The sequence below is a fragment of the Arthrobacter sp. Y3224055 genome (genome assembly GCF_059090825.1).
On record NZ_JBNHGB010000006.1, the window covers coordinates 29,145 to 48,585 of the forward strand.

Consider the following 19,441-nt stretch of genomic DNA (forward strand, 5'->3'; position numbering starts at 1 on the left):
GCTTCCTAGAACTGGTAGTCGACGACCAGCGGTGCGTGGTCGGAGAATCGGGCGTCGTAGGTGGCGGCACGGTCGACGGCGGCGGTCGTCGCGAGATCGGCCAGCGACGGGGTGGCCACCTGGTAATCGATGCGCCAGCCGGAGTCGTTGTCGAAGGCCTGGCCGCGCCAGGACCACCAGGTGTAGGGACCGCTGACATCCCCGGCCAGCGACCGGTGCACATCGCGCCAACCGATCTCCTCGCCGAAGAAGCGGTCGAAGTAGGCCCGTTCCTCGGGCAGGAAGCCGGCACGCTTGACGTTGCCCTTCCAGTTCTTGATGTCCAGCTCGGTGTGGCCCACGTTCAGGTCGCCGACGACCAGCGCGTAGTCCCGCTCGGCCTTCAGCTGCGGCAGGCGGTGGCACATGGCGTCCAGGAAACGGTACTTGTCCACCTGCTTGGGGGTGTCCACCTCGCCGGAATGCACGTAGGCGCTCACCACCGTCAGGGTCTTTTCGCCGTCGATGCCGTCCACCGCAAAGTCGGCCTCCACCCAGCGGCCGGCGGAGAGAAAGTACTCATCGCCGATGTGGCTGCGGGTGGCAGTGGGCTCCACGCGGGAGGCAATGGCGACACCGGCGCGGCCCTTGGCCTCGGCTTCGGCATGCAGAATGTGCCAGTCGCTGCCCAGCAGCTCACGTACTACCGCGTCCGGTGCGCGCACCTCCTGCAGGCAGAGGATGTCCACGTCCCGGACGGCCAGCCAGTCGGCCATCCCGCGCTTGTAGGCGGCGCGGATGCCATTGACGTTGACGCTGGCAATCCGCAGTGTCTTGCCTGCCTGGATCAGTCCGCCGGCGGCGTCGCGGGAGGTGGTCGGTGCGGTGGAAACGGTTGCCAAAGTCACCCGACTACCTTACCCAACCCTTCAGTTCAGCCAACAACTGTGCCGCTGACCGTTCCGCCGCCGTCTTCCTTGCGGATCATGCCGCGGCCGTTGTGGGCCGTGATCTCCACCGTTTCCAGCGCCCGGTCCACCATGCCCTCGTCTTTGCCGCGGTAGTCGCGGATCACCTTGGCCTGCACCTGGATGATCTTGAAGCTGTGGTCCAGCTTTTCGTCCCGCACGGCATTCGCCCTGGAGATTTCTTCCTCGACGAGGGCGGTACCGCCGCCGGGAGCGGGGTTGACCCGCCCGGCATAATCGGCCTGCACGTTGGCCAGCTTCTCCTTCGCCTTGCGGGCGGCACCGCGGACGCTGAACACCACGAAGGCGGCCAGGGCCAGCCATGCCAGCGACACTGCGACGACGATCCAGCCGATGACGTCGTTCTCATTGGCGGCAAAGATGACCGCGACCAGGAAGACAAGCACCAGCACTGCCAGACTGATGTTGCCGGCCTTGAACGGCAGCTGGCGGGCGGTGGACGAAACGGAAGACTCGGGACCAATTGATCGCATGGGCCTATTCTCTCAAATCCGTGCGCCTGCGTGCGCCGTGTCCGCCCACGGCTCAGCGCGCTACCACTGCACCAGGCAGAACGGGTGCCCGGCCGGGTCCAGGTACACCCTGAAGGTCTCGCTGCCCGAGTCCATGCTCGTGGCTCCCAGCTGGAGTACCAGTCCTTCGGCGATGTCCAGGTCCCTGACCCTGACGTCAACATGCATCTGCTGGGGATGCTCCTGTCCCGGCCACTGGGGCGGTTCGTAATCCCGGACCTGCTGGAAGGCGATGGCCGGCCGGTCCGGGGCATCCCCGATGCTGATCCAGCCGTCGTCGTCCTGTTGGACCCGGATCATGCCCAGCAGCTCCTCGTAAAAGGTGGCCAGGGCGTCGCTGTCCGGACAATCGATGACCAGTGCCTGCCACGTGCCGATCATGTGCCAGCTCCTTAGTTGGTTCGGGCCTTTGGACGGTGTCTCCATCATTGATGCGCCGCAAGGGTGTGGCAAGGACAAGGCGGCAGCCCGCCCGCCGCACCTCGGTCCGCGGTCAGTTCAGGAAGAGCTTGCGCAGCCTGCCAGTGGTCAGGATCAGTCCGAGCACGATCATGACCAGGAAGTACGCCACGTGGATCCAGGTGGCGGCGGTGAAGGCGCCGACGCTGAGCTGGCGCAGCAGTTCAACGCCGTGCCAGAGCGGGAATGCCTGGATCAGCCACTGGATCGGCTCCGGGTAGACACTGAGCGGGTAGAAAGTCGCGGAGAACAGGAACATCGGGAGCATGATGAAGTTGATCCAGTCCATCTGCTGGAACGTTTTCATGTAGCTGGTGATCGCCATGCCGAAGGAAGCGAAGCCGAAGGCCACCACCACGGCTGCGGGGATCATCAACAGCGCCCAGGGCGAGGTGATCAGCCCCATCGCCCCCATCACCGCGGTGAAGCCGGTGGCGTAGAGCGCTCCGCGCATCAGCGCCAGCAGGATTTCGCCGAGCGCCACGTCGAGCGGTCCCAGGGAGGTGTACAACATGCCTTCGTAGAGCTTGGCGAAGTTCAGTTTGAAGAAGACGTTCCAAGTGGAGTCGTACACCGCGCCGTTCATCGCCGAGACGGCCAGCAGCGCCGGCGCAATGTAGTTCGCATAACCGATCTCGGTTCCGCCGGGGCCGCTTATCGTGCCGATCAGCGAGCCCAGTCCGATACCCATCGCCACCAGGTAGAGGACCGGCTCGACGAACCCGCTGACCATGATCGCCCAGTTGGTTCCCCAGGTCGCCTTGACGCCGCGGGCGAAGACCGCCCGCACATTGCCGGCATAGAGCGAGCCAAACGGGCGGCGCGCCGGCTCGAGCCGCGGCGGCTGCGGGAGAACGTGCTGGCTCATTTGCCCAGCCTCCTGATATAGATGCGGCGCGCGAAGACCCAGCCGGCCGCGCAGAGGACGGCAAGGTAGGCGACGTGCAGCACGGTCAGCCAGGCCGGTTCAACATAGCCGTAGCTGAGCACCCGGCCCAGCTCCGTCGAATGCCACAGCGGCGAGATCCATCCGATCCAGCGCACCACCAGCGGCATGGCCTCCAGCGGAAAGAACGTGCCGGAGAAGAGGAACAGCGGCATCACGATGAACCGCTGCACCAGCGCGAACTGGCCGCGGTCTTCTTCGATGCTGGCCGAGTACGCCATCAGCGGCAGCCCGAAGGCCATCCCGCCCAGGGCCGCCGTGATGACCATCAGCCAGGCGGTGGCCTCGGTTACCGCGCCGAAGATGACCAGGCAGAGGAAATACAAGCCGGTGGTCAGCAGCAGGCGGGCCAGCACGCCCAACGAGTGCCCGTTGACCAGTTGGTGGCTCTGCAGCGGCGAGGCGTTGGGACCGTAGTAGGTCTTGCGCCATCGGAACCCCGACATCACCGAGTACGTGTTCTCTTCGCTGGCCACCATGATCGCGGCGGTCGCCAGGAGGGCAGGCGCCACGAAGACCAGATACGGCACGGACTGGCCGTTTCCGGCGTCGAGCGAGGCGTTGGTGTTGGCGTCCACCAACGTGGCGAGCCCCACGCCCATGGCAAACAGGTATACCAGCGGCGTGCCGACCGCCGTCATCAAGACGGTCCAGCCGTAGCCGCGCAACTGCCGCAGCCAATGCTCCAGGAAGTAGACGGAACCGAAGTTCCGGGCGCGCTCGGCCGACTGCAGCGGGGTCAGCGGCGAGCGCAGGCCGGTGACTGGCCGCGTCAGCGCGTCGATTTCCCGCAGTGACAGCTGCTCCGGGGCCCGCGCATCGACCGAGCCCGCGGCGGCCGCGGCGTCCGGCACGGAGGCTGCAGCGGTCGCGGTTCGCCCGGACTCTTGGGCCGCGGGCGCCGGTGATTCTTCGGCCGCGCGGACCGGAGTTTCTTGGGACGCGCGCGCCGTGGTGTCTTCGCCCGCGCGCGCGGTGGTTTTCTCGGCCGGGCGCGCCGTGGTCTCCATGTCCTGCCCGCCCGGCACCTGCGTGGGCTGTTGCTCAGTCAATGAGGCTCCTGCCGGTCAGCCGGAGGAAGACGTCCTCCAGGCTGGAGCGCCGTACCAGGGACGTGATCGGGCGCAGGCCGCGGTTGGACACCTGCTCGAGCGCCGCCTCGCCGTCGTCGGCATAGACCAGCACACGGTCCGGCAGCGTTTCGAGCCGCTCCCCGATGCCGGCGAGCTCCGGGGCCACGGTGGTATTCCGCTCGGAACCGAACCGAAGCTCGAGGACCTCTCGGGTGGAATGTTCGCGGATCAGGGCTGCCGGCGACCCTTCCGCCATGATCTTTCCCTTGTCCACCACGATGAGTCGGTCGCAGAGCTGCTCGGCCTCGTCCATGTAGTGCGTGGTCAGGATCAGGGTCACGCCCGCTTCCTTGAGCCGGAAGAGCCGGTCCCAGAGGATGTGGCGCGCCTGCGGATCGAGTCCGGTGGTCGGCTCGTCGAGCAGCAGCACCTTCGGATCGTTCATCAGCGAACGGGCGATGGTCAGCCGCCGTTTCATGCCGCCGGAGAGAGCATCGACCTTCGCCTTGGCCTTGTCCGTCAGCTGCGCGAACTCCAGCAGTTCGTCCGCCTTGGGCCGCAGGTAGGAGTACGGCAGCCCGAAGTAGCGGCCGTAAACAATCAGGTTGTCGCGGACCTTCAGTTCCTCGTCCAGGTTGTCCTGCTGCGGCACCACGCCCAGATGCGCCCGCACCTCCGGCCCGTGTCGGTCCGGGTCCAGGCCCATGATGCTCAGTTCGCCGGACGTCCGCTGCGACACGCCGCCGATCATCCGCATCGTCGTGGACTTGCCCGCACCGTTGGGGCCGAGCAGCCCGAACGACTCCCCCGCCGGGACTTCGAAGGAGATACCGTCGACGGCGTTGAAATTGCCGTAGGTCTTCACGACGTCCCGGGCGGAAATGACGGCCGCGGAGGTTCGCTGAGGCAACCGGTGTGAGAGAGATGTTTGAGGCACTGCTATAGCCTAGATCACACTAGCGATTGAGGAAAGCCAATCGGGATTCAGCCTCCGGTGTGTCCGATTGGCAGCAGCGCCTGACAACAGCGAGCCGGCGGCGGTTGCACTTATCGGCCAGAGCCACCACTCTGGCGGGGCGCGTGGGCCTCGACCGCATACCTGACCACCTCCGCGGCCCGGTCGGTCAGCCTGACCCCTTCGGGCCAGACGATCTTCACGCCAACCGGTCGGACCGCCGGCTCGATTGGCAACGCGGTGAAAGTCCGGCCTTCATAGGTGGCATCGCCGGACGGCCGCTGCACCAGGACCGAGTAGCCGATACCCCGCCCGACCAGCGAGCGGGTCAGCTCGAAGTCAGTGGTGCGGTACTTGATTTTCGGCACGACGGAAGCGTCACGAAACACCGACATCGTGTGATGGCTGCTCGGCGGTGCATCGAGCAGGATCATTGGTTCCTCGGCCAGCTCGGCCAGGCTCACCGCTTCCCGGCCGGCCAGCCGATGGCCGGCCGGCAATAGCGCGTAGGCATGCATGGCGTCCAGCTGCACCGACTCCAGCCCCGGCCGCAGATCCATGTCGTAGACGATGGCCAGGTCCAGCTCCCCCGTGAACAGCTTGTCCTGCACGGCATCCTGGGCGCCTTCGACGAAGTCCAACTGCACCTTGGGATGCTCGGCTGCGAAACGCTCCAGCAGCCCGGGCAGGACGGTCGGCGCCAAGGTCAGGTAGCAGCCCACGACCAGCGGGCCGGCCAGCTCTCCCCCGCCGCTGCTGGTGCTTAGCTCCAGCTCCTCGGCCTCGCGCAGGAAGGTAGCGGCGCGGGCGTGCAGCTGCCGGCCGGCAGGTGTCAGGCTGACGCCGTGTGCCTTGCGGCGGACCGTGAGCTGGGTGCCGAAAATACGCTCCAGTTCCTTCACTGCCGCGGCCACTGCCGTCTGTGAGACATGCAGTTCGTCGGCGGCGGCGGCGATCGTGCCGGCCTCTGCCACTGCGACAAAGTACGCCAGCTGCCGCAGCGTGTACCGGACCAAAGTGCCTCCTGCGCCGCAGGGATGTTAACCAAAGCTTTTCGGGGGATATTTCCCCTCTTTATGCACTTTACCGGCGGATATGTCTGCTGTCACACTCGTGGGAGACACACCTCACGCCGGACACGGTGCGAGGCCCGCCGGCAAGGATCCGGCAACCCGTTTCCGGACCAACACGACGAGGAGAGCGAGAATGACCGCCGCCACCGAAGCCCGCCCGGTTCCCACCGCGGACTGGGTCACCATCCCGGATCTCTACCGGAACCCGTATCCGATCTATCAAAAGCTGCGGGCCGAAGCGCCCGTGCACTGGGTGCCCGCCGTCAACCGGTACATGGTTACCAGCTACCAGGCCTGCCACGTGATCGAGCAGGACCAGGAGCGTTTTTCCGCCAACGAGACCAACTCGCTCATGAAGCGGGCCATGGGCCACTCGATGCTGCGCAAGGACGACCCGGAGCATGAGGTGGACCGGAAATCCTACGGGAACGTGCTGCGGCCCAAAGCCATCAAGGAGCACTGGAACGCCATCTTCCAGGCCAACAGCGACAAATACCTGGCGCAGTTAAAGGCGGCCGGCCCGGGCGCCGACTTTGTCTGGGAGTATGCCGCTCCCTACGCCGCGGAAAACCTGCGGCTGATCATGGGCTTCCACAATGCCACCCAGGAAGACATGCAGCGTTGGTCGCAGACCATGATCGACGGCACCGGCAACTACGCGGACGACCCGGACGTCTGGAGCAAGTCGGAGCAGTCGTACAACGAAGTCGACGACGCGATCGATGAAATCCTGCCCTACCTGCGCAAGAATCCGGATGCCAGCCTGCTGTCCGGGCTCACCTCCATGCCGATCCCGCTCGAGGCCATCCGGGCGAACATGAAGATGACCATCGGCGGCGGCCTCAACGAACCGCGCGACGTCCTGGGCACCACCGTGTGGGCGCTGCTGGCCAACCCGGACCAGTTGGCCCAGGTGCTCGCTGACGAATCCCTCTACGCGCGCGCCTTCGAGGAGTCCGTGCGCTGGGTCGCACCCATCGGCATGTACCCGCGGGAGGTCACCCGCGACACCGTCCTGGAAGGCATGCAACTGCCGGCCGGCGCGCGACTGGGCATCGTCGTCGGCGCAGCCAACCGCGACCCGGCGGTGTTCGAGGACCCCGAATCCTTCAACATCAACCGGGAAAAGAAGCCGCACCTGGCATTCGGCGGCGGCAACCACTTCTGCGCAGGCGCCTGGGTGGCACGCGCTTCGGTGGCACACATTGCCATGCCGCAGGTTTTCCGCGAACTGCCGAACCTCCGTCTGGATCCGGAGAACGCTCCGGTCGACGCCGGCTGGGTCTTCCGCGGCATGACCAAATTCCCGGTGCTCTGGGGCTAAGACCGGCCCGCTCACCCTTCCGTCCACCCAAACCAGCGCCCACAGCAAGGACACTTCCCCATGGCAAAGATCAGCTTCCACCACTCTGACGGCAACGTTGAGGTGCTCGACGTCGACCCCGGCACCTCCCTGATGCGCGCCGCCGTGACCAACGGCGTCGACGGCATCGTCGGCGAATGCGGCGGCCAGGCCATGTGCGCCACCTGCCACGTCTACGTCCGCCCCGAATACCTCGACGGCCTGCCCGAAATCGGCGACGACGAAGACGAAATGCTCGACTGCACCGCCGGCCCCCGCGACGAAACCCGCAGCCGGCTCGGCTGCCAGATCACGGTCGGCGACGGCCTCGAACAGATCGAAGTCGACGTCCCCGATCACCAGATCTAAGGGCAGACCATGAGGCAAACGTCAAGCAACATCGTCATTGTTGGCAACGGCCAGGCCGGCATCCAGTTGGTGGATTCGCTGCGCAAGGAAGGCCACGCCGGGGCCATCACCTTGCTCGGCGACGAACCGCACCAGCCCTACCAGCGGCCCCCGCTGTCCAAGGACTACCTCGCCGGGAAGACCCCGGCCCCGCTGCCGCTGCGCCCGGAAAAATTCTTCACCGCCAACGACGTCGACGCCCGCCTCGGCGTGCGCGCCACCTCCATCGACCGGGCCGCCGGGACCGTCACCCTCGACGACGGCACCACCGTGTCCTACACCAAGCTGGTGCTCGCCACCGGGGCCGCCAACCGCGAACTCACCGTGCCCGGCGCCGGCTTGGCCGGCATCCACGGCCTGCGCACCCTCACCGACGCCCAGACCCTGCACGCCCGCCTCGACACGGTGGGCTCCGTCGTCGTCATCGGCGCCGGCTTCATCGGCCTGGAGTTCGCCGCCGCCGCCCGCGCCCGCGGCCTGGACGTCACCGTCCTCGAGTACGCCGACCGGCCCATGGGCCGGGCCCTGACCCCCACCATGAGCGCGTTCTTCGCCGACGCCCACCGGCGCCTGGGCGTGAACCTGCGCCTGGGCGAAGGCATCGCGTCCTTCGACGCCGACGAGAACGGCCACGTCACCGCCGCCATCAGCACCACCGGCGAACGCTACCCAGCGGACCTGGTCCTGGTCGGTGTCGGCGTCATCCCGCGCACCGAACTCGCTTCTGCCGCCGGCCTCGAGGCGGACAACGGCATCACCGTGGACGCCACCCTGCGCACCTCCGACCCGGACATCTACGCCATCGGCGACTGCGCGTCCTTCCCCAACGCCCACGCCGGCGCCCGCACCCGGCTCGAATCCGTGCAGAACGCCACCGACCAGGCCCGGCACGCCGCCCGCGCCATCCTCGGCACCGGGTCCGGCGGCTACGCGGATCTGCCCTGGTTCTGGTCCAACCAGGGGCCGCTGCGCCTGCAGATCGCCGGCCTGGTCGCCCCGGGCGACGAGGTAGTTCTCCGCGGCGACCCCGCCGACGAAAAGTTCTCCGTCTTCTGCTTCCGCAACGGCGCCCTCGCCGCCGTCGAATCCGTCAACCAGCCCGCGGACCACATGGCCGCCCGCCGCCTCCTCGCCGCCGGCGCCACCCTCACCCCCGAACAGGCCGCCGACCCCGCCTTCGACCTCAAGGCACACTCAAAACTGCAGCCGGCGGCGCTCTAGCCACACCGCCGGTAAGGCAGGCAGCGGCGGCGCTGGCGCTCTAGCATCACCGCCGGTGCGGCAGGAAGCCGCAGCGCTCTAGCAACACCACCGGCAAGGCAGGGCAGCGGCGGCGGGTCTGGTGGCGGCGGGTTAGGTTGCGCGCGGCGGGTCAGGTCGCGGCGGGTCAGGTTGCGGCGGGCGGGTCAGGTGGCGGCAGGGTCAGGTGCCTCCGCCGCTGCCCAGTGCCTGCACTGCATGGCCCAACACCGCCTCGGCCCTGGGACTGAGGACCATGGTGTCCGGCCAGATCGCACACATGGTCGTCTGCGATACGGGCGGCGACAGCGGCCGCACCGCGACCGGCCGGCCTTCGACCGTCACGGCCGGGGCGGCCGGACGTGACATCAGCAGCGCGTACCCCAGCCCCCGCCCGACGAGTGCCTGCACGAGCACCGCCTGCGGCATGGACGTGGCGACGTACGGGCGCAGGCCGCGTTCCTCAAAGACGCGATACGTGTTCGCCGTGCTCGGACTCGACTCGTACATGATGAGGGGTTCGGCGGCGAGGTCCGCCAAATCCACCGTTGGCTGCCCGGCCAAGGGATGTTCCGGCGGCAGCACCGCCTGCAACTCGGTCTGATAGATGGTGCGCTGGCTGTACCCGGCCGGGAGCTCCATGTCGTAGACCATGGCCAGGTCCAGCAGCCCGGCGTCCAGGGCGGGCAGCAGGTCGTCGTGGGAGCCGACCGTGACGTCCACGCTGATGCCCGGATACTGTTCGGGCAGGCGATCGAGCACCGAGGGCAGGACGCTGCTGGCGAAGCTCGCGAAGCACCCCAACCGCACCGGTCCCTTCAGTTCGCCCGCTGCGCCTGAGAGGTCGCTGATCAGTGCTTCCGCATCGCGCAGCAGCAGTCGGGCCCGTTGCGCGAAGAACTGGCCCGACGGCGTCAGCTGGAGGCCGCGAGCCTTTCGCCGCACGCAGAGCTGCTCACCCGCGGCCCGTTCGAGGGCCGTGATGGCCTGCGACAGCGCGGACTCCGAGATGTTCAGGCTGGCGGCAGCCGAGCTCAGTGTCGGATGGTCCGGGAGGGCAGCGAAGAGTTGAAGCTGTCGCAAGGTGAAATCGACCACAGTACTTCAGTCCAATCAAAGAAGTTTGCCGCTTATCTGAAGTTTACCGAGGATTGCGAGGCGTGTCACAATGGTTGTCACGTTCAACGTTCTGCCCCGAATGGTGGCTGATCCCAACCGGCGGGCATCGCCGGGCTGCCAAGCAGACCCGGCGGCGGAACCACACGACCCGGGCCGAAAACCCCGGCCTCGTTGTTCCCGCCCGCCTAAGCTCCACCCATCTGGTCGCGCCGGCCTCCTCGGTGTGACCGACCCAAGAGGACAACTATGAGCACTACAGTTTCCGGGCAATCGTCCGCGGCTAATCAGCGTCGCGTCGCGTTTGCCACCATCATCGGCACCACCATCGAGTGGTACGACTTCTTCATCTACGCGACGGCAGCGGGCCTGGTCTTCGCGCACCTGTTCTTCGAGCCGGCCGGCGAATCCATCGGGCTGCTCCTTGCCTTCGCCTCAGTTGGCATCAGCTTCCTGTTCCGGCCACTGGGCGCCTTCCTGGCCGGCCACTACGGCGACAAGCTGGGCCGCCGCGCCATGCTGGTCATCACGTTGATGATGATGGGTGCAGCGACGACGCTGATCGGTATCCTGCCGACGTACGAGACCGTCGGGGTGCTGGCCCCGGTGCTGCTGCTCTCGCTGCGCATCCTGCAGGGCATCTCCGCCGGCGGCGAATGGGGCGGAGCCGTCCTGATGGCCGTGGAGCACGCCCCGCGTGACCGCCGCGGCCGTGCAGGCTCCTTCCCCCAGTTGGGTGTTCCGCTCGGCATGCTGCTCGCTTCGGGCGTCATGACTTTGATGACCGGCGTGATCTCCCCCGGCGAGGCCTTCCTTGAGTGGGGCTGGCGCATCCCGTTCCTGCTTAGCGTCGTGTTGATCGCCATCGGCTACATGGTTCGCCGCTCGGTGGACGAGTCCCCGGTGTTCAAGGAGATTGCCGACAAGAAGCAGCAGCAGAAGGTCCCCATCGTGGAACTGTTCCGCAAGCACTGGCTGCTGGTCATCCTGGCCGCACTGATCTTCGCCGGCAACAACTCTGCCGGCTACATGGCCACCGGCGGGTTCATCCCCAGCTACGCCACCAGCGAGGCAGTGGGCATGGAGCGCACCGACGTGCTGCTGGCCATCACGTTCGCCTCGGCCATGTGGTTCATCTTCACCGCCCTGGCCGGCATCATGGCCGACAAGATCGGTCGCAAGCGCACGTACCTGATTGGTTTCGGCGCCCAGCTGCTGACGGTCTTCCCGCTGTTCTGGCTGATCGACACCGGTTCGCTGGGCATGCTGTACCTGGCGCTGGCGCTGTTCAGTTTCGGCCTGGGCTTGAGCTACGGCCCGCAGGCGGCCTGGTACAGCGAGATCTTCCCGGCCTCCGTGCGATACTCGGGTGTCTCGATCGCCTACGCACTGGGCGCGATTCTCGGCGGCGCGTTCGCCCCGACCATCGCCCAGGCACTGATCAATTCCACCGGGACCAGCAGCTCCGTCTCGGCGTACCTGTTCGGCATGACGATCATCTCCATCATCGCCGTGCTGATCCTGCGCGACCGCCCCGGCATCGATCTGTCGATCAACAATCAGGCCGAGCAGGAAGTCGGCGCCACCGTCTTCGATAAGCGCCGCGGAGTTTCCACCGACGACGCCGTCAAGGCCGGCGTCTAAGCCACCAAGGCTGTGCTGGAGTAACCCCAGCTGACTCAACACCGAGGCGGGTTTCCTGCCGGAGCTAGTCCGGCCGGAGGCCCGCCTCGGTCGTGTCCGGCCGGTCCGTCGACCTCTTCGGCGCCCGATGAGACGTCGCGCCTCGGTTGTGTCCTCCGGTCCGTCGACCTCTTCGGCGCCCGATGAGACGTCGCGCCTCGGTTGTGTCCTCCGGTCCGTCGACCTCTTCGGCGCCCCGATGGGACGCCCGCCTCGGTCGTGTCCGGCCGGTCCGTCGAGCTCTTCGACGCCCCGACCGGGGTCGTCTTTTTGCACCAGAACATGCTGCGGGGCCGGCTGTGAGCTCAGGCAGCCTGCTCCGCGGACCAACCACGCCGCTGCAGTGCCGCGGTGATTTTTCGGATCGCGCGGTCTGCGCCGTTGGCCATGTGCCGCCTGGAGATCCGGACTTCGTCCCAGTCTGCTGCCCGGGCCCGTTCGGCCCGCTCGATGTCCCGCGCGATTTGGTCGGCCTGGCCGTGGCCTTCGCCCTCGTATTCGATGGCGATCCGGTATTCAGGCAGCGACAGGTCGGGGCTGTGCAGAATAGCGCCGTCGTCGTCCCTGATCGGCTTGTTCACCTCGGGTTCCGGCAATCCCGCGCTGAGCATGGCCAGCCGAAGCCTGGTCTCGGGCGGAGAGTCCGCTCCGACCCGGGCCAACGCCAAGGCTGCACGAGCCTTGCGCAGGCCCCGCTTTCCGGGGTGGCGGTTCAGCAGGGCCTGGAGATCCTCCCGGGTGGCGAATGGAGCCACGCGCCCTTCGAAGTCCGGCCGCGGAATGCGCAGGAGGTAGTCGGCTATCACCACCAAGTCAGCCAGATCGAGGGCCTCCGCCAAGTCCAGCCATGTCCGCGTGCGCGTCGTGACGCACAGTCCGTCCACCCAAGCCACTTCATCCGGAACGAGCCGGGACCGGTGGCCCACCACGCCCGGGCGTTGCATCCGTGCGCGGTCGCTTGGACGCGAGATATGGACCCGCCGATCGAAGCCGGCGGCAGGTTCGGGAAAGCCCCAAAGGCGTGCCGCGGTGTCATGTGAGGCAGCGCTCGAATCGCTGATCCGCGTGAACGGGCGCACGCGGGCTGCGAGGTCGAGGCCGGCCGGCTGGAGGGTGCAGATGCCCCGGCTTATGCGGATGAGGCGTGGGTGGCGCAACTGGTTCTTGCTCAGCCCCGATCTCAGGCCGTCCTCGATCGTGAACGCGGCGGCCTGCAGGTGCGGCGGGAGCGGCCTCAGCCGCGGCAGGCGCTGTTCCGGTCCCGGTCGATGTGCTGGGCTCATCCGGACATTATCTAGAGCCGGCGCTGTGGCGTGCGGAAGTTATTCACAGGTCATCGAGTGGCGAGTAGCTGCAGCGGACGTCGGCGTGTCGCTGCAACTTTCCACCAGTCGATTGTCGCCAAAGTTGCCGCCGCGCGGGCTGCTGACGATTGGCTGCCGTAACAGTTTCGGCCGCCGCTCATGATTGGCCGCCGGCTCAATGCAGCCGCCGCTGACTGTCTGTCGGCCGCGCGCGGCCAAACCCCGGCCGCCGGCTCAATGCAGCCGCTGCTCATGATTGGCCACCGGCTCCGTCCGGCCGCCGCTGACTGTCCACCGCGCGCGGGGCCAAGCGCCCGGCCGCCGCTGATTCTCCGGCCGCGCGCGGAGGCCAAGCGCCCGGCCGCCGGCTTACCGGACAAGGCCACCTGAACCAAGCAGCGTGGCCGGAAACGTCAGAGGGCGGCATCCGGAGTCCGGACACCGCCCTCTTGACGTTCAGCGCAAGGTTCAGCCGGCCTGGCGCTCGGCGGCTCCCACGACGTTGGCCAGCAGCATGGCGCGCGTCATCGGACCGACGCCGCCCGGATTGGGCGAGAGCCAACTGGCCACGTTGCGGGCCTCGGGCTCCACGTCGCCGGTCACCCGGGCCTTGCCGTCCTCGTCCTCGACGCGGCTGACCCCGACGTCCAGCACGACGGCGCCGGGCTTGAGGTCGGATGCCTTGATCATGTGCGGCATCCCGGCGGCGGCAATCACGACGTCGGCCTCGCGCAGTTCCGCCGCCAGGTCGATCGTTCCGGTATGGGCAAGGATCACCGTCGCGTTGATCTCCTTGCGGGTCAGCAACAGGCCCAGGGGGCGCCCCACGGTGACGCCACGGCCGACGACCAGCACGCGTTTACCCGCCAACTCGACGTCGTGGCGTAGCAGCAGCTCGACACAGCCGTGCGGGGTGCAGGGCAGCGGCGAGTCCAGCGGCTCGCCCACGTTGAGCACCAGCCGGCCCAGGTTCATCGGGTGCAGGCCGTCGGCGTCCTTGGCCGGGTCGATTTTCTCCAGGATGCGGTTGGTGTCGATGTGCTTGGGCAGCGGCAGCTGCACGATGTAACCGGTGCAGGCCGGGTCGGCGTTGAGCTCATCGAGGACCGCTTCGAGTTCCTCCTGCGAAACGGAGTCGGGCAGGTCGCGCCGGATCGACTCGATGCCCACTTCGGCGCAGTCTTTGTGCTTGCCGCCGACGTACCATTTGCTGCCCGGGTCCTCACCGACGAGCACAGTCCCCAGGCCGGGCACGATGCCCCTGGCCTTGAGCGCCGCTACCCGTTCCGTGAGCTCGGTCTTGATTTGCGCCGCGGTGGCCTTGCCGTCCAGCACGCGGGCGGTCGGCGGGGTCGTGTAGAGGTTCATGTCACCACTCCTCGTGGCCGGGGTAGAGCGGGAAGTCGTCGGCGAGCTTCTTCACGCGGGCCCGCAAGGCGGCAGTATCGGCGCCGCCCTTGAGCGCGGTGGCAATGATGTCTGCGACCTCGGTGAATTCGGCCGCCCCAAAACCGCGGGTGGCCAGCGCCGGCGTACCGATGCGCAGCCCCGAGGTAACCATCGGCGGGCGCGGATCGAACGGCACGGCGTTGCGGTTGACGGTAATGCCAGTCTCGTGCAGCAGGTCTTCGGCCTGCTTGCCGTCCAACTGGGAATTGCGCAGGTCCACCAGGACCAGGTGGACGTCGGTGCCGCCGGTCAGCACGGACACGCCGGCCTCGGCCACGTCGGCGGCGGCCAGGCGCTCGGCCAAGATCCGGGCGCCTTCGAGCACGCGTTCCTGGCGCTGCTTGAATTCCTCGCCGGCGGCAATCTTGAAGGCCACCGCCTTGGCAGCGACCACATGCATCAGCGGGCCGCCCTGCTGACCCGGGAAAACGGCCGAGTTGACCTTCTTGGCGAAGGATTCCTTGCCCAGGATCACGCCGGAGCGCGGGCCGGACAGGGTCTTGTGGACCGTGGAGGTGACGATGTCCGAGTGCGGCACCGGGTTCGGATGCAGGCCGGCGGCGACCAGCCCGGCGAAGTGCGCCATGTCGGTCCAGAGGTAGGCTCCGACCTCGTCGGCGATGGAACGGAAGGCCTCAAAGTCCAGCTGGCGGGGGTACGCGGACCAGCCGGCCACGAGCACGTTCGGACGTTCGGCCAGCGCCTGCTCGCGGACCTTATCCATGTCCACCCGGAAGGTCTTCGGGTCAACCTCGTAGGCGGCGACCTGGTAGAGCTTGCCGGAGAAGTTCAGCCTCATCCCGTGGGTCAGGTGGCCGCCGTGGGCCAGGGACAGGCCCATCATCTTGTCGCCCGGCTGGATGAGGGCGGAGAGGGCGGCCGCGTTGGCCTGGGCGCCGGCGTGCGGCTGGACGTTGGCGAATTCCGCGCCGAAGAGCGACTTGGCCCGCTCGATGGCCAGGTTCTCGGCGACGTCTACGTGCTCGCAGCCGCCGTAGTAGCGCCGTCCCGGGTATCCCTCGGCGTATTTGTTGGTCAGGACCGAGCCTTGGACTTCGAGCACCGAACGCGGCGCGAAGTTTTCGGAGGCGATCATTTCGAGAGTGTCGCGCTGGCGACCGAGTTCGGCGTCGATCACGGCGGCGATTTCAGGATCCACCTGGGACAGCGGCAGATCGGTCACAGAGGGCGTAGAAGTCAAGGGAGAATCTCCTGGGTGGTGGGGCTTATCTCACTGCTACAGGCCAGATTACCGGCTGCAGGCACCCGCACGCATGACGCATGACCTGCCCCGGACACACTCCGGCCCGAACGTGACCTTACGTCCCAGGCGTGCGATCCGAGGTCGGTATATGCAGGAGCGGTAACCGACGGTCTCCGGCCCTGCTGCCGCTTCCTGGTGGTGTCCCACCTAACGCCAGTCGCGGCGAGCCAATCCTAGCAGCCGGTCACGGCACCGGGCGGTCCGAGAGCGCAACCTGCACGCTCCGGGTCTCGTCGTCGCGGCGCACTTCCACGCTGACTGTGTCGCCCGGGTTGTGCTGGCGGATTGCGGCCAGCAGGTCTTCGGCGCTCGCCAGCGCCTCGCCGTCCACGCTCAGCAGCACATCGCCGGCGCGGATTCCCGCCTCGTCGGCCGGGCCGCCGTCGCCTACGGACAGGGCCAGGACGCCCTCCGCCTGGGGCACGCCAAGCTGCTCGGCGATCGCCGCCGTAATGCTGGCGGGAGTCAGGCCCATGAAAGCGTGGTCGGCGGTCCCGTCTTCGAGCAGTTCCTCGGCGACTTCCCGGGCGGTGGCGGCGGGAATGGCGAAACCGAGCGACACCGCGCCGGCCTCCGGCGGGATGTAGGCCTCGCTGATGCCCACCACTTGGCTCCGCGCATTGACGACGGCGCCGCCCGAGTTGCCGGGGCTGATCGGCGCGTCGGTCTGGATCAGGTCCACCAGCGCCAGGCTCGACGAGGCGGAGCCCGGGATGGAACGGTGCAGGCCGGAGATAATGCCTGCCGTGGCAGTATTCTCGAAGCCCAGCGGCGAACCGATCACGACGGCAAGTTCGCCGATCCTCGGCAGCGACGTGTTGAACTCGGCGGCCGGGAGCCCGTCGCGCTCGGTCCGCACCAGCGCCAAATCGGACACCGCATCCGTCGCCAGGACCTTGCCCGCGCTGCGTTGCCCGTCGGCGAAGCCAACCTCGACGGTGGTGCTGTCGCCGACCACATGTTCATTGGTCAGGATCAGCCCGTCTCCGGAATAGACCACGCCGCTGCCCAGGCCGTTGTCGGTAAAGACCGTCACCACGGACGGCTGCACGTTCTCCACGATTTCCGGAATGCCGCCGGCAGGCTGCGCCCCCGCGGGCTGTCCTCCTGCATCACCCGGCGCCTGCGTGGTCCCACCGGTCGCGGCCGTGTCCCCTCCGCCGGTCACCGCCGGCTCCCCGCCGGTCTCGCCGGTGCACCCGGCCAGGCCAACCAGGAGCGCGGCGGTCAGCAGCACGCGCCCTGCACTACGGAGCGTTTTCTCCCGTTCCAAATGCGTCATGGCCCGGACCTTCCGTCGTCGCTGCTGCCACCCTAGACCCATCGGGATTGGCAGAAAACGCCTTCCGGCCATCGGATGGATCCGGCACGCGATACTCTTCCCGCCGGCCCGCCACACTCTCGGGCCGGTCTGCCATGGGGGATCCCGGGGCACCGGCCCGCTGCGCTCTCGGGCCCGCCTGCCACGCTCCCCCGCCGGCCGCCTCCGGAAACCCCACCCGGCCGCGACGGAATACCCGGCTGGTTCGCTGCACTGTCGGGCCCGCCCGCCCCGCTCCCCCGCCGCCCGCCTCACCGTTCCGGCCGCCGCCCACGGAATACCCGGCCGGCGGCCATCGTTGCACCGGACAGATGTTGAAGTGTCAACAAATCGGAGGGGCATCGTGACGGACCAGGCAATCGGCACCGGGCAACAGCCGCTGCAGGCGGTGGTGATCGGCGCGGGCCAGGCCGGGCTGAGCGCCGCCTACCAACTGGCCCGCCGCGGCCTGGTCCCGGACCAGGACTTCGTGGTCCTCGACGCCAACGACGGCCCCGGCGGCGCCTGGCGCCACCGCTGGCCCTCGCTGACCTTCGACGCGGCGCACGGCCTGCACGACCTCCCCGGCCTGCCCCTCGGGGTTCCGGACCCGCAGGAGCCGTCCTCCGCCGTCGTGCGCCGTTATTACGGCACCTACGAGCGGCGGTTCAATCTCCCCGTGCACCGCCCCGTGCGCGTGACCTCGGTGGACGACGACGGTGCCTTCCTGCGCGTGCGCAGCGCCACCGGCGGCGAGTGGCGGGCGCGGACCGTCATCAGCGGCACCGGCACCTGGGACAAGCCGCACTGGCCGCACTACCCGGGCCGGGAGACGTTTGGCGGCCGCCAGTTGCATACCCGGGACTTCTGGTCGGCGGACGAGTTCCGTGGGCAGCGGGTGCTGGTGATCGGCGGCGGGACGTCCGCGCTGCAGTTCCTGCTCCAACTGGACGCGGCCGGCGCGGACACGCTCTGGTCCACCCGCCGCGACCCCGACTTTACCGCCGCCCCGTTCGACATGGAATGGGGTGTCGACGTGGAACGCCGCGTCAGCGAGCGCACGCGCGCGGGCCTGCCCACCCTGAGCGTGGTTGCCGCCACCGGGCTGCCGCTGACCGAGACGTACCGGAAGGGCATCGACGACGGCGTGCTCGTCTCGCGCGGAAAGCTGGCCCGCATCACGGAGCACGGCGTCGAATTCGCCGACGGCTCGGCCGAAGATGTGGACGTCATCCTCTGGGCCACCGGATTCCGGCCGTCACTGGACCACCTGGCGCCGCTTCGGCTGCGTGAACCGGGCGGCGGGATCAGGATGGGCGACGACGGCGTCTCGGTGGTGAAGGAGCCGCGGCTGTTCCTGGTGGGATACGGCGCATCCGCGTCCACGGTCGGGGCCACCCGCGCCGGCCGGGCGGCCGCCGTGGCCGCGGGCAGGTACCTTGCCGCGGAAGCCGAAGCCCAGCCGGTAGCCTAGGATGCGTGACTGAAGCCCCCGCCGCCACCGCCTACACCCTGATCCTCTCCTGCCCGGACCGCCCCGGCATCGTGCATGCCGTCGCCGGCGCCCTGGCCGGGGCCGGCGGAAACATCACCGACTCGCAGCAGTACGGCAGCCCGCAGTCGGGCCGGTTCTTCATGCGGGTGGCTGTGGCCACGGACCTCTCCTACACAGAACTCCATGCCCGGCTGCAGCCGGTCGCGCAGGAGTTCGGCATGGACTGGAAGCTGCGCCGCGACGGCGTGAAGATGCGCACGCTGGTGATGGCGTCCAAGTCGGCGCACTGCCTGAACCACCTGCTGTTCCTGCAGCGCTCGGGCACGTTGCCGATCGAGATCCCCGCCATCGTCTCCAACCATCAGGACCTGGCCGAGCTCGCCGCGTTCTACGGCATCCCCTTCCACCACATTCCCGTCACCCCGGACACCAAGCCGCAGGCCGAGCAGGCCCTGCGGGACCTGGCCGCGCAACACGACGTGGAACTGGTGGTGCTGGCCCGCTACATGCAGGTGCTCAGCAACGAGCTCTGCACCGAACTGGCCGGCAAGGCCATCAACATCCACCACTCGTTCCTGCCCAGCTTTAAGGGCGCCAGGCCGTACCACCAGGCGCACGCCCGCGGCGTGAAGCTCATCGGCGCCACGGCGCACTACGTCACCGGCGACCTGGACGAGGGCCCGATCATCGACCAGGAAGTCATTCCGGTCCGCCACGCCCACACCGCCGAGCAGTTCGTGGCCCTGGGCCGGGACGGCGAGGCGCGCACCCTGGCCCGCGCCGTGCAGTGGCACGCCGAACACCGCGTGCTCCTCGACGGCACCCGCACCGTCGTCTTCAACTAGTCCGACGCCG

The 19,441-nt window shown here is 68.1% G+C and carries 18 protein-coding genes; 6 read left to right on the forward strand and 12 right to left on the reverse strand.

Features of this window, described 5'->3' with window-relative positions; all coding sequences use genetic code 11:
- Positions 1 to 5 precede the first annotated feature (5 nt).
- The 7 genes from AC5RTY_RS14235 to AC5RTY_RS14265 form a co-directional block, all read right to left on the reverse strand.
- The gene (locus AC5RTY_RS14235; protein WP_494001872.1) at positions 6 to 830 is read right to left on the reverse strand and encodes an exodeoxyribonuclease III; all 825 of its coding nucleotides are present in this window, start codon (positions 828 to 830) and stop codon (positions 6 to 8) included.
- An 83-nt stretch (positions 831 to 913) separates the two neighbouring features.
- Complete coding sequence (locus tag AC5RTY_RS14240) at positions 914 to 1,441, reverse strand: hypothetical protein (protein WP_494139730.1); 528 nt, start codon at positions 1,439 to 1,441, stop codon at positions 914 to 916.
- A gap of 60 nt (positions 1,442 to 1,501) precedes the next feature.
- Positions 1,502 to 1,861, reverse strand: a complete 360-nt coding sequence (locus AC5RTY_RS14245; RefSeq protein ID WP_494139731.1) for a VOC family protein — start codon at positions 1,859 to 1,861, stop codon at positions 1,502 to 1,504.
- Positions 1,862 to 1,973: 112 nt separating this feature from the next.
- The gene (locus tag AC5RTY_RS14250; protein ID WP_494001500.1) at positions 1,974 to 2,807 is read right to left on the reverse strand and encodes an ABC transporter permease; all 834 of its coding nucleotides are present in this window, start codon (positions 2,805 to 2,807) and stop codon (positions 1,974 to 1,976) included.
- Positions 2,804 to 3,937, reverse strand: a complete 1,134-nt coding sequence (locus AC5RTY_RS14255; RefSeq protein ID WP_494014414.1) for an ABC transporter permease — start codon at positions 3,935 to 3,937, stop codon at positions 2,804 to 2,806. The genes AC5RTY_RS14250 and AC5RTY_RS14255 overlap by 4 nt, the downstream gene beginning before the upstream one ends.
- Complete coding sequence (locus tag AC5RTY_RS14260; protein WP_494023851.1) at positions 3,930 to 4,868, reverse strand: ABC transporter ATP-binding protein; 939 nt, start codon at positions 4,866 to 4,868, stop codon at positions 3,930 to 3,932. The genes AC5RTY_RS14255 and AC5RTY_RS14260 overlap by 8 nt, the downstream gene beginning before the upstream one ends.
- A 137-nt stretch (positions 4,869 to 5,005) precedes the next feature.
- Positions 5,006 to 5,929: a LysR substrate-binding domain-containing protein gene (locus AC5RTY_RS14265; RefSeq protein ID WP_494023619.1), complete on the reverse strand. Its 924-nt coding sequence runs from the start codon at positions 5,927 to 5,929 to the stop codon at positions 5,006 to 5,008.
- A gap of 190 nt (positions 5,930 to 6,119) precedes the next feature.
- On the opposite strand from AC5RTY_RS14265, the gene AC5RTY_RS14270 reads away from it, so the two are divergent.
- Genes AC5RTY_RS14270 through AC5RTY_RS14280 form a run of 3 tightly spaced genes read left to right on the forward strand, consistent with a single transcriptional unit; the run spans position 6,120 to position 8,957 of the window.
- On the forward strand, positions 6,120 to 7,310 hold the full coding sequence (locus AC5RTY_RS14270; protein ID WP_494023618.1) for a cytochrome P450: 1,191 nt from the start codon (positions 6,120 to 6,122) through the stop codon (positions 7,308 to 7,310).
- Between the two features lie 60 nt (positions 7,311 to 7,370).
- Positions 7,371 to 7,697, forward strand: coding sequence for a 2Fe-2S iron-sulfur cluster-binding protein (locus AC5RTY_RS14275; protein WP_494023617.1), 327 nt, complete (start codon positions 7,371 to 7,373; stop codon positions 7,695 to 7,697).
- 9 nt (positions 7,698 to 7,706) lie between these two features.
- Complete coding sequence (locus AC5RTY_RS14280) at positions 7,707 to 8,957, forward strand: NAD(P)/FAD-dependent oxidoreductase (protein WP_494023616.1); 1,251 nt, start codon at positions 7,707 to 7,709, stop codon at positions 8,955 to 8,957.
- A 201-nt stretch (positions 8,958 to 9,158) separates the two neighbouring features.
- On the opposite strand, the gene AC5RTY_RS14285 is transcribed toward AC5RTY_RS14280, so the two are convergent.
- Positions 9,159 to 10,073, reverse strand: coding sequence for a LysR family transcriptional regulator (locus AC5RTY_RS14285; protein ID WP_494001506.1), 915 nt, complete (start codon positions 10,071 to 10,073; stop codon positions 9,159 to 9,161).
- Between the two features lie 267 nt (positions 10,074 to 10,340).
- On the opposite strand from AC5RTY_RS14285, the gene AC5RTY_RS14290 reads away from it, so the two are divergent.
- On the forward strand, positions 10,341 to 11,735 hold the full coding sequence (locus AC5RTY_RS14290; protein WP_494023615.1) for an MFS transporter: 1,395 nt from the start codon (positions 10,341 to 10,343) through the stop codon (positions 11,733 to 11,735).
- Positions 11,736 to 12,079: 344 nt separating this feature from the next.
- On the opposite strand, the gene AC5RTY_RS14295 is transcribed toward AC5RTY_RS14290, so the two are convergent.
- The 4 genes from AC5RTY_RS14295 to AC5RTY_RS14310 all read right to left on the reverse strand — a co-directional run bounded on the left by AC5RTY_RS14295 (position 12,080) and on the right by AC5RTY_RS14310 (position 17,073).
- Positions 12,080 to 13,057, reverse strand: a complete 978-nt coding sequence (locus AC5RTY_RS14295; RefSeq protein ID WP_494023614.1) for a putative endonuclease domain-containing protein — start codon at positions 13,055 to 13,057, stop codon at positions 12,080 to 12,082.
- 489 nt (positions 13,058 to 13,546) lie between these two features.
- Positions 13,547 to 14,446 carry a bifunctional methylenetetrahydrofolate dehydrogenase/methenyltetrahydrofolate cyclohydrolase gene (locus tag AC5RTY_RS14300; protein ID WP_494001509.1) on the reverse strand — a complete coding sequence of 300 codons (900 nt, stop codon included), beginning with the start codon at positions 14,444 to 14,446 and terminating at the stop codon, positions 13,547 to 13,549.
- A gap of 1 nt (position 14,447) precedes the next feature.
- Positions 14,448 to 15,728: a serine hydroxymethyltransferase gene (glyA, locus tag AC5RTY_RS14305; RefSeq protein WP_494139732.1), complete on the reverse strand. Its 1,281-nt coding sequence runs from the start codon at positions 15,726 to 15,728 to the stop codon at positions 14,448 to 14,450.
- Between the two features lie 247 nt (positions 15,729 to 15,975).
- A complete protein-coding gene (locus tag AC5RTY_RS14310) occupies positions 15,976 to 17,073 on the reverse strand; it encodes a S1C family serine protease (RefSeq protein ID WP_494139733.1) in 1,098 nt (365 codons plus the stop codon).
- Between the two features lie 382 nt (positions 17,074 to 17,455).
- On the opposite strand from AC5RTY_RS14310, the gene AC5RTY_RS14315 reads away from it, so the two are divergent.
- A complete protein-coding gene (locus AC5RTY_RS14315; RefSeq protein WP_494139734.1) occupies positions 17,456 to 18,565 on the forward strand; it encodes an FAD-dependent oxidoreductase in 1,110 nt (369 codons plus the stop codon).
- Between the two features lie 5 nt (positions 18,566 to 18,570).
- Entirely contained in the window at positions 18,571 to 19,431 is an 861-nt protein-coding gene (gene purU / locus AC5RTY_RS14320) for a formyltetrahydrofolate deformylase (protein ID WP_494139735.1), read from the forward strand.
- Positions 19,432 to 19,441 lie beyond the last annotated feature (10 nt).

What these genes read in the sequence shown, in the direction of transcription:
- AC5RTY_RS14240 (WP_494139730.1), bottom strand. Translation starts at nt 1,441, where the DNA reads ATGCGATCAATTGGTCCCGAGTCTTCCGTTTCGTCCACCGCCCGCCAG.
- AC5RTY_RS14245 (WP_494139731.1), bottom strand. Translation starts at nt 1,861, where the DNA reads ATGATCGGCACGTGGCAGGCACTGGTCATCGATTGTCCGGACAGCGAC.
- AC5RTY_RS14250 (WP_494001500.1), bottom strand. Translation starts at nt 2,807, where the DNA reads ATGAGCCAGCACGTTCTCCCGCAGCCGCCGCGGCTCGAGCCGGCGCGC.
- AC5RTY_RS14270 (WP_494023618.1), top strand. Translation starts at nt 6,120, where the DNA reads ATGACCGCCGCCACCGAAGCCCGCCCGGTTCCCACCGCGGACTGGGTC.
- AC5RTY_RS14275 (WP_494023617.1), top strand. Translation starts at nt 7,371, where the DNA reads ATGGCAAAGATCAGCTTCCACCACTCTGACGGCAACGTTGAGGTGCTC.
- AC5RTY_RS14280 (WP_494023616.1), top strand. Translation starts at nt 7,707, where the DNA reads ATGAGGCAAACGTCAAGCAACATCGTCATTGTTGGCAACGGCCAGGCC.
- AC5RTY_RS14290 (WP_494023615.1), top strand. Translation starts at nt 10,341, where the DNA reads ATGAGCACTACAGTTTCCGGGCAATCGTCCGCGGCTAATCAGCGTCGC.
- AC5RTY_RS14295 (WP_494023614.1), bottom strand. Translation starts at nt 13,057, where the DNA reads ATGAGCCCAGCACATCGACCGGGACCGGAACAGCGCCTGCCGCGGCTG.
- AC5RTY_RS14300 (WP_494001509.1), bottom strand. Translation starts at nt 14,446, where the DNA reads ATGAACCTCTACACGACCCCGCCGACCGCCCGCGTGCTGGACGGCAAG.
- AC5RTY_RS14310 (WP_494139733.1), bottom strand. Translation starts at nt 17,073, where the DNA reads ATGACGCATTTGGAACGGGAGAAAACGCTCCGTAGTGCAGGGCGCGTG.